General features: G+C 42.0%; 11 protein-coding genes. 9 read left to right on the top strand and 2 right to left on the bottom strand.

The genetic code is table 11. From position 1 onward, the window contains the following. Window positions 1-96: 96 nt before the first annotated feature. From ACO1B7_RS11730 to ACO1B7_RS11720, 3 genes are all read left to right on the top strand, one after another. Window positions 97-1839 (top strand): FAD-dependent oxidoreductase, encoded by a 1743-nt coding sequence (locus ACO1B7_RS11730; protein WP_423090220.1) that lies wholly within the window; start codon window positions 97-99, stop codon window positions 1837-1839. A 158-nt stretch (window positions 1840-1997) separates the two neighbouring features. Continuing rightward, window positions 1998-3026: an IS701 family transposase gene (locus tag ACO1B7_RS11725; RefSeq protein ID WP_423090219.1), complete on the top strand. Its 1029-nt coding sequence runs from the start codon at window positions 1998-2000 to the stop codon at window positions 3024-3026. Window positions 3027-3495: 469 nt separating this feature from the next. Next, entirely contained in the window at window positions 3496-4065 is a 570-nt protein-coding gene (locus ACO1B7_RS11720) for a hemerythrin domain-containing protein (protein ID WP_337971652.1), read from the top strand. A gap of 205 nt (window positions 4066-4270) precedes the next feature. Here ACO1B7_RS11720 and ACO1B7_RS11715 read toward each other — a convergent pair whose 3' ends face one another. Both ACO1B7_RS11715 and purL read right to left on the bottom strand, forming a co-directional pair. Next, complete coding sequence (locus ACO1B7_RS11715) at window positions 4271-4396, bottom strand: KGW motif small protein (RefSeq protein ID WP_005103832.1); 126 nt, start codon at window positions 4394-4396, stop codon at window positions 4271-4273. A gap of 312 nt (window positions 4397-4708) precedes the next feature. Continuing rightward, the gene (gene purL, locus ACO1B7_RS11710; protein ID WP_129717847.1) at window positions 4709-8542 is read right to left on the bottom strand and encodes a phosphoribosylformylglycinamidine synthase; all 3834 of its coding nucleotides are present in this window, start codon (window positions 8540-8542) and stop codon (window positions 4709-4711) included. Between the two features lie 932 nt (window positions 8543-9474). Here purL and ACO1B7_RS11705 point away from each other — a divergent pair. From ACO1B7_RS11705 to ruvB, 6 genes are all read left to right on the top strand, one after another. Next, window positions 9475-10297, top strand: a protein-coding gene (locus tag ACO1B7_RS11705) for an IS5 family transposase (protein ID WP_337971651.1) whose coding sequence is annotated in 2 segments (ribosomal slippage) — window positions 9475-9855 and window positions 9857-10297 — 822 coding nt in all. Because the reading frame shifts where the segments join, the coding sequence is not laid out codon by codon here. A 435-nt stretch (window positions 10298-10732) separates the two neighbouring features. Beyond that, window positions 10733-12370, top strand: coding sequence for a sodium:solute symporter family transporter (locus tag ACO1B7_RS11700; protein ID WP_005106413.1), 1638 nt, complete (start codon window positions 10733-10735; stop codon window positions 12368-12370). Between the two features lie 11 nt (window positions 12371-12381). Continuing rightward, on the top strand, window positions 12382-12513 hold the full coding sequence (locus ACO1B7_RS11695) for a putative transporter small subunit (RefSeq protein WP_005265804.1): 132 nt from the start codon (window positions 12382-12384) through the stop codon (window positions 12511-12513). A 196-nt stretch (window positions 12514-12709) separates the two neighbouring features. After that, window positions 12710-14050 carry a deoxyguanosinetriphosphate triphosphohydrolase gene (locus tag ACO1B7_RS11690; protein ID WP_129717069.1) on the top strand — a complete coding sequence of 447 codons (1341 nt, stop codon included), beginning with the start codon at window positions 12710-12712 and terminating at the stop codon, window positions 14048-14050. Window positions 14051-14167: 117 nt separating this feature from the next. Beyond that, entirely contained in the window at window positions 14168-14770 is a 603-nt protein-coding gene (gene ruvA / locus ACO1B7_RS11685; protein ID WP_005106411.1) for a Holliday junction branch migration protein RuvA, read from the top strand. A gap of 335 nt (window positions 14771-15105) precedes the next feature. Continuing rightward, the gene (gene ruvB, locus ACO1B7_RS11680; RefSeq protein ID WP_004279105.1) at window positions 15106-16113 is read left to right on the top strand and encodes a Holliday junction branch migration DNA helicase RuvB; all 1008 of its coding nucleotides are present in this window, start codon (window positions 15106-15108) and stop codon (window positions 16111-16113) included. Window positions 16114-16122 lie beyond the last annotated feature (9 nt).

The following is a 16122-nucleotide window of genomic DNA, read 5'->3' as shown; positions in this document are numbered from 1 at the left end:
GTTTATATGAATATCGCTATATCAACAGATCCTGATTTACTAGACTGTATAGCTAGATAGATGGCTTGTTCTTCACGCATATACATGGGGTCTTGTATGACACAACACTATGACACTGATGTTCTGATCATTGGTACCGGTCCTGCAGGTTCAACATTAGGTTTGGCTTTGGCCAATTATGGCATCAAGGTACAACTGTTTACCCAGTTTAGCTGGCTGGCCAATAGTCCACGTGCGCATATTACCAATCAGCGCGCCATGGAAGTATTACGTGATTTAGGTATTGAAGAACAGGTTAAAGAGATCGCTACACCTTGGGAGCAGATGGGTGAAAGCCTGATTACCACTAGTCTGGTCGGTGAAGAAATTGCCCGTTTAAGTGCCTGGGGTACAGGTGATGAGCGTCATGGCGATTACCTCAAAGGCAGCCCATGTCCTTTAGTTGATTTGATCCAACCCAAAATGGAAGCCCTGCTGGTCAAAAATGCTGGTGAACGTGGTGCGATTTATAACTTTAATACCGAATATTTATCGCATGTGCAGGACGAAGATGGCGTGACAGCCACTTTCCTGAACCTGATTACCAATACTGAATTTAGCTTAAAAGCGAAATATCTGGTGGGTATGGATGGGGCAAAATCCCGTGTACTGGAACAGCTCGGCTTGCCACTGGAAGGCGTGATGGCACGTGCGGGTACAGTCTATGTGACCTTTAAAGCTGATCTTTCTCAATATGTTCAGTATCGTCCTGCCATCCTGCAATGGATCGTTAATCCGGAAGCGAGTTTTGGTGATCTTGGTATGGGCTTACTGCGTGCCATTACACCATGGAATGAATGGATTATGGGCTGGGGCTTTGACATTTCCAAAGGTGAGCCACAAGTCACTGAAGAACAGGTTCGTGCCCGCCTGAATGCCTTTGTTGGTGCAGAAGTTGAAGAAGTCGAGATTCAAAAACTGTCTTATTGGTATGTCAACCAGACCTGGGCAACCGAATATTCAAAAGGTCGCGTATTCTGTGGTGGTGATGCGGTGCACCGTCATCCACCATCTAGTGGCCTAGGTTCAAATACCTGCATGCAGGATGCCTTTAACCTGGGCTGGAAACTGGCATATGCCGTTAAAGGCTGGGCTGCGCCTTCCCTGCTGGATTCATATACGGCTGAGCGTGCACCGGTCGGCAAGCAGATTGTGGCGCGTGCGAATCAATCACGTTTTGATTATAAATACTTAAAAGAAGTCTTCGGTTTTGATAATGGTGTAACGACTCAGAAGCAAATGCTGGAACATATTTTTTCGGAAGATGAGCAAGGTGCTGAAATCCGCAAAAAACTGTTTGAAGCATTAGAAATTAAAAACTTTGAGTTTAATGCTCAAGGTGTAGAGCTGAACCAGCGATATAGCTCCAATGCGGTGATTGCAGAATCCGAGCCTGAAATTTTTGAAAAAGATGAGCAGTTGTACTTACAGGCAACGACTCGTCCGGGTGCTAAAGTGCCACATATCTGGCTGATCAATGCCAATGGTCAAAAGCAGTCAACACTGGATATTACGGGTAAAGGTCGTTTTACCCTGCTCACAGGTTTATCCGGTAAAGGCTGGAAACAGGCTGCTGAAGTACTGAACTTATCTTATCTAGATGTGATTCAAATTGGTTCTCGTGACTACCGTGATGTGTATGGTACTTGGAACAGCAAATCTCAAATCCATGAATCTGGTGCAGTGCTGGTTCGTCCGGATGGTTATGTGGCTTGGCGTTATCAGGACAGCACCAATGATGCTTTTGATTATATGAATACGCTAAAAGCAGTACTCAAACAGGTTCAGCTAGTTATTTAATGAATGAGTTTTGAAAAATACCACCTTCGGGTGGTTTTTTAGGCTTTTAAAATAAGAATATATGCTTGTTCTCGGCTTTATTGAAGTCAATTTATTCTAATATAGGACTTACGCATTGACGGATTTAAAAAAGTCTCAAACTACTTTATAACGTATCTGTGATCAGACGAACTAAACATGCTTCTACAGCAACTTGTACATTACCCATTTATATGGGCTTTCTCATGACAGAACCAAACTCTATTAGCTGCACACAACTTGCCGAGACTTATAATATCTCGCATGACAGTGTAAATCGCTTTTTGGAGCGTGAAGACTACACAGCTCACGATCTATATCAAGAAGCAATTCAACACATTGATAATAATAAACTTACAGTCAGTATTGATGATACTGTTTTAGATAAGCCATATAGTCAACATATGGACTTAGTTAGCTATCTTTGGTCAGGTAAACACCACCGATCCGTCAAGGGTATTAATCTCATTACCTTGTATGCGACAGATCAACATGGCAAAAATATTCCAATTAATTTTCGAATTTATGATAAGTCAGAAAGTAAAACCAAGAATGATTACTTTATGGAGATGTTAAGTGAAGTACTCGATTGGGGTGCAAAGATTCAACTCATTACAGGTGATAGTTGGTATTCATCGACTGAAAATCTAAAAACCATAAGAAAACATGGTATTCGATTTATGTTTGGTGTCGACAGTAACCGTAAGGTTTCCCCTGAAAAAGGACAATGGTTTCAACTCCGTTTATTGCCGAATTTTCATCAGGGTCAAGTGGTCTGGCTCAAAGATGTTGGCTTTGTACAATTATTTAAGACTCAGTTAAAAGAACAGCAGAGATTTTATATTGTGCATCAAGATGAAGATGATTTATTGTCCTTTGATGGTTTTTATGAATTACATTCAAGTCATTGGAAAATAGAACAATATCATCGAGTAATTAAACAGGTTTGTCATATTGAAAAGTTTCAAGTAAGACGATCCAAGCTGATTTTGAATCATATTTTCTCAGCCTTGATGGCCTATGTTGAGATACAAAAGAACCAGTTTGAGCGGATCTTTGAAAATGTATATCGTTGGCAGAAGAAATTATTTAGACCAATTATCAAGAACTTTATTGATGAATTTATTCTCGATAAGAATCATCTGCTGCCACAGAAAATCTATAAATAATAGTGCGTAAGTCCTATAATATTTCTTTCCTAAACTCACTGATTGATTAAAACTCATTTAATCGCAACTATTTCATTTAATACCAATGCGCATATACGATTGATTTTGTGATAAATTTCACATTAATACAGTATAACTCCCACATTTAGGTTTAATCATACTGTTCTGCCTTGCATAGCTAAGACACATTCATTTTGCTAATCTGTGGTTCAAACTTCTCCCGCACTCCGCCAGCAAAATATGTTCTTTGTGAGGTAAGCACATGTCATGGCAAATTTCTCCCAGATATTCGACGGCTTCAGGAATGGTCAAAAATTAATTACAAGTTTTGATCCTCTCATTGATACCGCGAATGCAATGCCAATGACATGCTGCCCTGAAACCCTTAAAAGCAAAAGTTTCATGTTTTCAAATCAAAAGAATGGATGATATTGATTTGAAAATAAAACCTAAATTCAGGATTTCCCCAATGTTATTTAATTGGTTAAAACAGTTATTTTCATCACTTTTTAATGGATTTAACCCATCCAAAGCGGACAATCCACAAAATGAAACGGCGTTAGATTTGGGTAATCGTCACTCGATTGATACCCTCTCTAAACATGATGATGTAGGTATTCCTTTTTATCCGAATCTGATTAAACATTTGGAACTAGATCACCAACAACTTCTGAGTCTGTACAGCAACATTGGCAATTCTTTATATCTACAGGAATATCATTTACTGCCTGATCAATTAGCTCAATTTAAACAAGATTTTAAAGCGCATTTAGATGCTGAAAATATCAAGTTTTATGGTTACTTGGAACAAGGCTTAAAAGAACAAAGCCAGGCATTTTTATCTTTACGTCAGTTTAGAAAGGAAATGCGTGTCATTGAACGTACAGTGATTAAGTTTATAGATCACTGGATGGATTTTGGGGTAAACCGTGCAGCTGCTGCTGAATTCAGAGCAGAATATGAAGCGATTGGTTCTGCATTGGTACAACGTATTGAGCGTGAAGAAAAAGAGCTCTATACCATGTATAGCCGTGTTTAAGTCAATATAAAAAAGGCCATCCTAGGGTGGTCTTTTTTAGTTTTCGAGTACTTCAATTATATATCCTGCGACATGGACGCCATCAAGCTGACAAAGGATTTTGGTTACCTTACGGAATATATTCCTCATCCTTCAAAGTAACAATTCCATCTACACGCGATACGTAAAAAAACCACCTTAACGGTGGCTTTTTAAAATCTGATGATCAAGAACCCTGTAGTAAATAACTACCAACCAAAAACAGCATCTGTAAACCAACAACAAAACCAAATAACCACCAACCTTTCTGACGCATTGCTGCCTTATCCATTATTCTGAGTGTCTTAGCCATGTCATCACCTCATCTTTGAGAATTGATACTGAACCGATCTATTCCATCTTTCTTTTATAGTGCAATAAAGTTGTGCATAAAATATACCATAGCACTTTATATACAATATGAAAGCAAAATCTAAACCAAGTCCGTAGGGAAAAAGAAAATTAAAAAAATCAAAATCCTTAAAAAACAAAAAGCCACCTAAAGGTGGCAATTAATGAAGATAGTCTAAACAAAAGCTGAGAGATTTTCCAGTTTTGCAGCTATTCCGGTAATTTCTGCAATAAAAAAGGGCTGCTTCCGCAACCCTTTTCAAGTTAAAATAAATTAGCCAATAAATTTACGTGCATTACGGAACATACGTAACCAAGCACCATCCTGATCCCAGTCTTCTGGTTTCCATGAATGCTGGATCGCGCGGAAGTTACGTTCAGGGTGCGGCATCATAATCGTTGCACGGCCATCCTGAGACGTTACACCAGTAATACCTTCTGGCGAACCGTTCGGGTTCAATGGATATTGTTCAGTTGTATTGCCATGGCTGTCGACATAACGTAGAACCACCTGATTCGATGCATTCAGTGCAGCAAAGTTTTCCGCAGTTGCAACTGCACGACCTTCACCATGCGCCACAGCGATTGGCAGAATCGAACCTTGCATGTCTTGCAATAAGACTGAATTCGATTTTTCCACACGAGCGTTCACTGCACGTGCTTCAAATACTTCAGAGGTATTGCGATGGAAACGTGGCCAAGCATCCGCACCCGGAATTAATGGAGCCAATTGCGATAACATTTGACAGCCGTTACAGATACCGAGTGAGAAAGTTTCTTGACGGTTAAAGAATTTCTCAAACTGGTCACGCAATTTAGCATTGAACAATACGGATTTCGCCCAGCCGCCACCAGCGCCCATCACGTCGCCATACGAGAAGCCACCACACGTTACCAGGCCTTCGAAATCATCCAGGCTGATACGACCTGCCAGCAAGTCACTCATGTGGACGTCAACTGTATTGAAGCCCACTTTGTCAAATGCTGCAGCCATTTCGATATGACCATTCACACCCTGCTCACGCAGAATTGCCATATTTGGACGACGCAAGTTAATGAAAGGTGCTTCAATCGCTTCATTCAAGTCGAATGTTGGTTGGGCGATAATACCTTTGTGTGCTTTATCGGTAATTAAAGCAAATTCCTGATCCGCAGTTTGTACGTTGTCACGTAGGCGCTGGATTTGATGAGAAACTTCAGTCCAAGCCACTTGCAGATCAGCACGTTCAAGTACCAGACCATTGATAGACAATTGGTCAGAATTATTTACAGTACCAACCACTGCAATTGCATCTTTAAGCGTAGATACTGCAACTTCAGTTTGTAGCGCTTCCCAATCTGCTTTGGCAATTTGCAGAACCGCACCAATTTCTTCAGCGAATAAGCTTGCAGTTGATTGATCTTCTAAAGCCACACCCAGACGTGATGCGAACATCATTTCTGCAACAGTCGCCAGTAAACCACCATCACCGATGTCATGATACGCCTTGATCAGACCACGGTTGTTCCAGTCTTGAACCAATGCGAAGAATGCTTTTAAGTCATCGAAGCTATCAACATCAGGAGTCACAGAACCGATTGCTTTATACACCTGCGCCAGGATCGAACCACCTAGACGGAACTGACCTTTAGAAAGATCAATACGAACCAGCACAGACTCAAGGTTTTTCAATTCTGGAGTCAATGTTTGACGCACATCGGTCACTGGTGCAAATGCAGTGATCACGCCTGACATGGGAGAAGTCACAGACTTGTCTTCACCTTCGTCATTCCAGGTCGTACGCATTGACAATGAGTCTTTACCGACTGGAATCGCGATACCGAGTGCAGGACACATTTCCATACCGATGGCTTTCACGCCTTCGAATAGTGCCTGGTCTTCGCCCGGTTGACCTGCAGCGGCCATCCAGTTTGCAGACAATTTGATGTCGCTGATTTTTTCAATCTTCGCAGACATGATGTTCGAGATCGATTCAGCCACAGATAAACGTGCTGATGCAGCAGGATTCAACAAGGCTACTGGTGGACGTTCACCCATCGCCATTGCTTCACCGGTGTAACCCACCAAGCTCGTAGTTGTAACTGCAGCATCCGCGACAGGAACCTGCCAGCGACCCACCATCTGGTCACGTGCCACCATACCGGTAATCGAACGGTCACCAATACTGATCAGGAACGATTTAGAAGCAACAGTCGGGTTTTTCAGAACGCGATAAATCGCATCTTTTAAATCGGTGACTTTAGCCGCATCAAAGTCATCGCCTTTGCGTTCAATCGTTTCATAGGTACGGCTCATACGTGGTGTACCACCAAGCATCACCTGCATTGGCATATCCACTGGCTTGTTGCCGAACAATGGATCTTCAACGGTTAAATGACGTGCTTCAGTCGCTTCACCTAGTACCGCAAACGGACAACGTTCACGCGCACAGATTGACTCAAATAATTCTAAAGAAGATGGACGAATCGCCAATACATAACGTTCTTGCGCTTCGTTTGACCAGATCTCCATTGGAGACATGCCAGGTTCTAAAGATGGAATCTTACGAAGATCCAGCACTGCACCCAATTCGTGATCATTCACCAGTTCAGGCATGGCATTTGATACACCACCCGCACCCACGTCATGTACCGACACGATTGGGTTGTGGTCTTCCATGCGCCAGCAAGTATCGATCACTTCTTGGCAACGGCGTTCCATTTCCGGGTTTTCACGTTGTACCGAAGCAAAATCAAGGTTCTCGCCGAGTTTACCGCTATCTACAGAAGATGCAGCACCACCACCAAGACCGATCAGCATGGCTGGACCGCCGAGTACAATCAGCAAATCGCCCGGTAAGATCGGATCTTTTTCAACGTGATCTGGACGGATATTTCCGTAACCACCAGCGATCATAATGGGCTTATGGAAACCTTTAACATCGCCATTGACGTTTTGTTCAAAGGTACGGAAGTAACCGTTTAAAGCTGGACGACCAAATTCGTTATTGAATGCAGCGCCACCGAGCGGGCCTTCAATCATGATTTGTAACGGTGATGCCATACGCGATGGTTTGCCGTAGTTTTCTTCCCAAGGCTGTTCAAAGCCTGGAATATTCAGGTTAGATACGGTAAAGCCGGTTAAACCTGCTTTAGGCTTACCACCACGACCTGTCGCGCCTTCATCACGGATTTCACCGCCTGAACCTGTCGCTGCACCAGCAAATGGCGCAATCGCAGTTGGATGGTTGTGGGTTTCCACTTTCATCAGGATGTGAGCAGCTTGGCTCTTGTATTTATAAACCTGATGGCCGTTGTCTTCTTGGGTTGGATAAAAACGCTGGGTATCCGAACCAACAATCACTGAAGCGTTGTCTTTATAAGCCGACAATACATCTGTCGGTGATTCTTTATAGGTGTTCTTGATCATCTGGAACAACGACAATGGCTGAACTTCACCATCAATCGTCCATTCCGAACCAAAAATTTTATGACGGCAATGCTCAGAGTTGGCTTGCGCAAACATCATCAGTTCGATGTCATTCGGATTACGACCTAGCTTGATGAAAGCCTCAGTCAGGTAATCAATTTCGTCCATTGATAATGCAAAACCAAATTCATTATTGGCTTTTACCAGTGCTTCTTTACCTTCACCCAGAATATCAATCGAGTTCAGTGGTTTTGGCGCAGTTTCTACAAATAATACCGCAGCATCTTCAATCGCATTGAATACGCTTTCGGTCATACGGTCGTGAAGTACTTGCAATGCTTCTTTAGAGAGCTCTTTTACGCCCTTCAAAGTAAACAAAACGCCGCGTTCAAGTCGATGAACCGGCGTATTACAGTTTTTGAAAATGTCCGTCGCTTTAGAGGACCAAGGAGAGATGGTTCCGACGCGCGGTGTGACTAGAATCTGGATTTCATCACTTGCAGCCTGGTGCAATTCAAAAGATTGACCATCGTTGAGAAGCTGTAAAGCTGATTGCTGTTGTTGCTCGCTGAGCGCTTGGTCAAAGAGGTAGACCCATTGACTTTCAATTGATTGAACAGAACTAATTGACGTCAAACGCGATAATAGTTGAGTTTTCTTAAAAGAAGAATGTGCGGGTGCACCGGCAACGATAAACATGCTGATTTTGGCTCCACGGGATGGTCTGAACAACCATGCCACAATGTGACTTGAGAGAGCGCATATTCTACTGTGAAATAAGGAAATCGGCTAGATGCCAAATCAGAAAACTACGTCTGAAATATCCTGGACTTTTAAAATATTTCGTTTATTTTCAGTCAGGAAAATTGAATGTAGTCGCACAGGTTAACACATTTTTTTCAAGAAAAATCAAAACCGCCTCAGAATAATTTTCTGCATAAAAATTGTATTATTTTTCAACAGCAATCAGTGCAAAATCAAATTCAGGTTTTATTGTCATGACCTGTCAAAGTTCCGATTTAGGCCAAAATGAAATACTTGATTACAAGATTTCATGAAGTCGTATTTTTTGCAGACTGTTTTTAATTATTTTGATTGACTCTTAACTTTGACTTTTAAGATTAGAAAACTGGTTAAAGGTCTTCTGCCTTTATGAAATACAAAGAGCAATTCTCCGCTCGTCTCCGCCATTACAGCATCCGACAAAAATTACTCCGCCATATAAATGAGTAATTAATAATGAGTGGTATTTTAATTTGACATCATCTGCGGGGAAAAAACCGGACACCTACTCTCATCTTCTAAAAGAATAAAAATAAAATCCCTTATTTGATCCCTTTATTCTTTCATATTTGATATTTATTTTCCCAGATCATAATTAAGCGAAATTTACTCATCTAAAAGACCAAAAATGATATAGATAAAATTATCCTATCATAGCCAATATTTTGAAATTTCATCACTTATTCATTAGTTCTATTATGCGCAAAAAGCAGAATATAAATAGCAAAATACCACTCGTATTTATAAGAAAATTTACCAGGAATTATGATGCCTATATAAAAAAATAATGAAGAAATGATTAATAATAGACCTCTTGCGAAAGTAAAAACTGCCTCAATATAGATTTCATGAAATATCAGAAATTAAATCGTTTTTCAGATTCTGAATTCCAGCGCTTGGTTGGTGTACCTCGAGCAGTTTTTAGTGAAATGGTCGAAGTTTTAAAAGAAGCAGAATCACTTAAAAAGAAATTAGGGCGTCCTCATACTTTAGCTATAGAGGATCAATTATTATTAACACTCAATTACTTACGGAGCTACAACACCCAATTGGAATTGGCGGCAAATTACCATATCGCTGAAAGTAATGTGAATCGAACTATTAAAAAGGTTGAAGATGCATTAATGAAATCAAGACGTTTTACCCTGCCAAAACGAAGCATTACCACAGCAGACGAACAATTTAACTGGGTAATTATTGATGCGACAGAATGTTTAATAGAACGCCCGAAAAAAAAATCAGAGTAAGTTCTACAGTGGTAAAAAGAAGAAACATACGTTAAAAGCCCAAGTGATCTATCATCCGAAGAGCAAACAAATCATAGGAGTAGATATATCGTCTGGCAGTCAGCATGATATTAAATTGGCAAGAAAAACAGTTAAGAAATTCAAACATTGTGACTATGTTATGACCGATTTAGGGTACTATGGGTTAGAGCAAGATGGCTTTAAATTATTGATGCCAATAAAGAAAAAGAAGAATTTACCCTTATTTGATGCTGAGAAAAATTACAATAAAATAATTGGAAAAATACGAGTTGTAATCGAACATATTAACAGTCAATTGAAAAGATTTAGAATACTAAGTGAACGCTATCGAAATAGACGGAAAAGATTCGGTTTACGCATTAACTTAATCGCTGCACTGGTAAACCGGATGAACTTGCAATAACGACTTTCGCAAGAGATCTAATAAAATTTTGTTACCTTTTTTATTTAATCCGTATTCTCAGGTTTTATTTAACTCGAAAAATTTAAAATAAATATTTGTAATTAATAAAAAAATATCTAAAATTTTCTTTTTTATTCAACTAATAAAGCAACAGACTCACACGTCTATATCAGCTAAGAATCTTACCAAATAGACACTTCATCAGTAAATTTGATGATTTTATGTTAAGCTCTAGCCAAATTGCTGAGGAAATGTCCAAATTCTGGGCCTGGCAATGGTTTTTCCTTTCCGCTGTAGAGATGAATATAAATTCTATATTCGGACACTAACTTTTTGATGTTCTATAGCTTCACTGCTCTGTCTATTTTAGAGCCTTAATCTGTCACCAATGATTTAATTTTCAAAAACAAAAGGTGACCCGCTTAAGGAGTATGTATGTTTCAATTCACTAGTACAGCAACTGTACTATTGATGGTGCTTTTCTATGGCATCACCTTTCTACTATCGTTACGTATTAAACAGAAAAATGAAAATGTCGATGGCTACATGGTCTCGAATGGCTCCATCGGATTTGGAATGTCTGCGGCCAGTATGACCGCTACCTGGATCTGGGCCGCATCATTTTATGCAGCAGCTTCATCCGGATATACATACGGCGTTTCCGGTGCCCTACACTATGGTTTGTGGGGTGCACTGATGATTTTATTTATCTATCCCTTTGGCAAGCGCTTTCGTGAACTGGCGCCTAATGCACACACCCTGGCAGAAATCATGCATGCCCGGCATGGCAACCAAAGCCAGATGATTCTGGCGGGTTCCAATATTGTGGGTAGCGTCATCAGCCTGATGGTTAACTTTACCGCCGCTGGAGCACTGGTTGAAATTTTATCTCCTTTAAGCTTTATCCATGGCGTGCTGATTACCGGTATCGGTGTGCTGTCCTATACCCTCTGGTCGGGCTTCCGTTCTTCGGTCTTTACCGATTTTGGTCAGCTGGTGGCGATGATTGTCGCGGCTGTGATCATTATTCCAACCTTATTCTTTACCTTAGGCGGACCTTCCCTGTTTCAAAGCGGGATTCATAACCTGCAACCGGAACAGCTGGATTTTTTCTCTAAAACAGCCTTTCTGGAACAAGGCGCGCCGTTTTTTGTTGCCGTATTGGCTTACGCGATTGGTAATCAGACCATTGCCCAGCGCCTGTTTGCAGTCCGTGAAGACCTGATCAAACCGAGTTTTATCACTGCAACCATTGGCTATGCTGCAATTGTCATTGGTCTAGGCATGCTTGGATTACTGGCGCTATTTGCAGGTATTCAACCCATTGATGGCAACCTGAATAATCTGATTCCGCAAATGGCAGCGACTTATCTTTCGCCATTTATGGTCGCGCTTTTATTTATCATGGTGATTGGAGCCCTGTCTTCTACCGCTGACTCGGATCTGTCTGCCCTGTCTGCGATTGTCATGACGGACATTTATGGCAAACAGATTGCGAAAAACCGTCCTGATCCAAAGAAAATGCTGTTTATTGGCCGTATGACCATGATCGTTGCCACCATGCTGGGGATTGTGATTGCCACCTTGAAGTTTGACATTTTGTCGATGCTGATTTTTGTGGGTGCGCTTTGGGGTTCTATTGTATTCCCGGTGATTGTCAGCCTGTATTGGGACAAGGTGAATGCCCGGGCCTTTAACTGGTCAGTGGGCCTCGCATTTTTCAGCTTTCTGATAGTACGTTTTGAATGGCTTCCGATTCAGGGATTGATCGCACTTGGCTTTGAACTCGTTGCGACCCTGGGGATTGGTGTGGTGCTGGGTCTGATGACCTTTGGTTTCTTTGGCAAGAAAGTGGGTCTGGTCGTTGGCATATTGGCCAGTATTGGCTTCATGCCATGGACCATCGGCTTCTTGCGCGAATATGGCACTTTATTAAGCTCACTAACAGCGTATGGCAGTAGTGCACTGGTATGTACTGTATTGACGCTGGTCTACAGTAAAGAACGATTTGATTTTAAACAAATCAATAAGATGGTGATTGAATTTCACCAGCTATCTGAGAAAAGTAAATAAGGAGATTTCAGATGACAAGTCAATTATTGACCCTGTATGTACTTTTTTGGCCATTGGTGGCAAGCCTGGTCTTGTTCACGATTTGCCTGAATGTCTATAAAGACATACAACAAGCCAAAAAAAATGGCGAAGAGCTAATCTGATTCTTCGCCTTAAACAAAAAGCAGGCCATTGAGTCTGCTTTTTTATTGTTCATTTGATGATTTCGATTTTTAATTCTTAGTTTTTTCCAGCGGAATGAAATAACCATATGCAGCATGACAATTCATGTCGCACTCCCCTAGTGTCAGAGCTGGTTTTTTGGCATGATGCAAATAGTGGATCACTGAATAATGATAAATGACTCAAATGCGTTGGTTAGAACTGCTTTCGACAGTTCGGATTGGTAGTAAAAAACAAAGCACTGAACTGGCACGCAGCCCATTTCATAAAGATTATGATCGTATTATTTTTTCGCAAAGCTTTCGGCAGTTAAACCGCAAAACCCAAGTCCATCCACTCACCCAGCATGATGGTATTCATACCCGTTTGACCCATTCGCTAGAAGTCTCCTGTATTGGCCGTTCACTCGGTATGCTGGCTGCAGAGAAAATCAAAGATAATTTACCTGCCTGGATTTCTCCGGCTGATGTCGGTGCCATCATTCAGGCTGCCTGTCTGGCACATGATATTGGCAACCCGCCTTTTGGTCATGCCGGTGAATACGCCATTCGGGAATGGTTTGACGATGCTTCTCATACCGACTTTTTAAAAGATTTAAGTCCTGAACAGGAAGCCGATGTCCGCCAGTTTGAAGGCAATGCCCAAGGCCTGCGCCTGCTGACCAAGATCGATTATCATCCTTATGATGGCGGCATGCGCCTGACCTATGCCACACTCGGTGCCTATCTTAAATACCCGTGGCTCTCTGAGGCGATTGACCCGACTGGTAACACCCCGGCCAGTCGACGTCCAAAATTTGGTTGTTACCAGTCTGAAAAAGAGATTTTGCAGGAAATTGCTGAACAGCTAGGATTAATCCAGCTTGGTGAATATCATTATTGTCGTCATCCGCTGACCTATCTTTTAGAAGCTGCGGATGACATCTGCTATGCCCTGATTGATCTGGAAGATGGTATTAGCCTGAATATGCTCAGTTATGCCGAAGTCGAGCCAGTTTTCCTAAACTTGCTGGGAGAATATGGCACACCTGAAGAAATCAATCTGCCTAATACCACCTGGCAACAAAAAATTGCCGCCTTACGTGGTCGGGTCATGAAACGTCTGGTAGATGAAGTCACCACAGCTTTTGCGCGACATCAACAGGAAATTTTGATGGGCCAACTGCAAGGTTCATTGCTGGGTTATTGTAGTGCCGACATTGAGATTGGCATTAACCGGGCCAAAGAACTGGCGCGAGACAAAATCTTTGAACATCCGCAAAAAGCCGGTCTGGAAATTATCGCACATCAAAGTTTGCAGACGATTCTGGATGCCTTTATTCCATTGAGCACGCCACAGAAGACATTGAGTTTTAAGGAACAACGATTAATGGCTATTTTAAAACGCTCAGGTGCATATTTCGCAGATGATCACTATACCAATATCATGCAGGTGCTGGATATTGTCTCCAAGTTTTCTGATCATCAGGCCTATAATCTGGCGCAGGAACTGCATGGCAATAAAGCCGGGTTACTCTAATGTGAACGAGCGCCTGATGATAATCTCAGCAAAATCACTGGATTTGAATGATAGAGTTTTGCCTTTATCGAAAATGCTGACTACTATGCCTGTATTAAATTTGAGTATGTATAAAAAATGATTGGATGCCTAATTGGGGAAGTGCTGGCGCTGGAAGCACCGACTGTTTTATTAAATGTAAACGGCGTAGGTTATGAGATTGACACCCCTTTAACCACTTTCTGTCAGTTGCAAAAAGGCCAGAAAATTACCCTGTGGACCCATCTTGCTGTTCGTGAAGATGCCCAGTTACTTTATGGCTTTATCAATACGCAGGAAAAAACCATTTTCCGTACCTTATTAAAGGTGAACGGCGTAGGTCCGAAAATGGCGCTTGGTATTCTTTCAACTTTAAGTGTGGAAATGCTGATCCATACCGTTGAACATGAAGATATCAACACTCTGGTTAAAGTTCCGGGAGTGGGTAAAAAGACTGCAGAACGCCTGATGATTGAATTGCGTGACCGCTTTAAAGCCATGGCTTCAGGTGCTGCCCCAAGTAATTCAACTGCACCACAAATTCAGTTTATGGGCAATTCAGCCGTGGCTGAAGCGGAAGCTGCATTACAGTCCTTGGGCTATAAACCTGCTGAAGCACAAAAACTGGTGAATGCTGCCAAAGGTGAATTTACTGAAGCCAGTGATATCATTCGCGCGGCATTAAAGTCGATGAATAAATAGAGATGATATCCAAGTTACAGGATAAAATCTGATACGCGTAAAAGTCATTCGCAACTGTTTGAGGCAGGAGACATTTATAGTTAAATGTTTCTGCGATATATTCGATAAGAATCAATATTCGACGAGTTTTGCGAATGACGGTGGTTTTGCTTACTTTTGCCGAAACAAAAGTAAGGCGAACCGCAGGTTAATACTCAGATATAAATCTGATTGGAAAGACTCTGCAAAAATTCAATTCCTCGCCTAGGCGAAAATCTTAGGATTCAGATCCATATTTGAGGCCGTGTCAAAATTACCAGCTCAAAGGATCACCAAAACATTGGTATATAAACGTTATGCAAGACCGTCTCATCAGTGGTTCTGAAAAACCCGAAGATCATTTTGATCGTGCCATCCGCCCGACTTCCCTCGATGACTACATCGGTCAGCCGGTGGTTCGTGAGCAGATGGAAATTTTCATTGGCGCAGCCCGTGGCCGTGAAGAAGCCCTTGATCACACCCTGATTTTTGGCCCGCCAGGTCTGGGTAAAACAACGTTGGCCAATATTATTGCCCGAGAAATGGGTGGCAATCTTAAGTCAACTTCTGGTCCGGTTCTGGAACGTGCCGGCGACTTAGCCGCGATGCTAACCAATCTGGAAGAAGGTGATGTCCTGTTTATTGACGAGATTCACCGTCTTTCACCCGTGATTGAAGAAATCCTGTATCCGGCAATGGAAGATTATCAGCTCGACATCATGATTGGTGAAGGCCCGGCTGCGCGCTCGATTAAACTGGATTTACCGCCATTTACGCTTGTTGCAGCAACCACACGTGCAGGTCTACTCACCTCTCCGCTGCGTGACCGTTTCGGAATCGTGCAACGTTTAGAGTTTTATTCGGTTGAAGATTTAACCCATATTGTCAAACGTTCAGCCAATTTGATGGATGTACCTATGACGGGAGATGGCGCAAAAGAAATTGCCCGTCGCTCACGAGGTACACCGCGTATTGCTAACCGTTTATTGCGTCGTGTCCGTGATTACGCTCAGGTCAAAGGTACCGGTGAAATCAATCAGGATATGGCACAACGGGCTTTGGATATGCTCAAAGTCGATAAAGATGGTTTAGATACGCTCGACCGCCGTTATTTATCCATGCTGCTTGAGCGTTTTGATGGCGGTCCTGCCGGTGTTGAAGCTTTGGCAGCAGCCATGGCGGAAGATTCAGGCACACTGGAAGATGTGATTGAGCCTTACTTGATTCAGCAAGGTTATGTAATGCGTACTGCGCGTGGTCGTATTGCCACCAATATGGCATATTTGCAGTTTGGGATGACACCACCAGAGCCGAAAGAAAAGTGATTTTGAAAA

Source organism: Acinetobacter lwoffii (assembly GCF_049367455.1).
Classification (GTDB): Bacteria; Pseudomonadota; Gammaproteobacteria; order Pseudomonadales; family Moraxellaceae; genus Acinetobacter; species Acinetobacter lwoffii_W.
The sequence above is the reverse complement of the archived record's forward strand: the minus strand, read 5'-3'. Positions and strand labels throughout refer to the sequence as shown.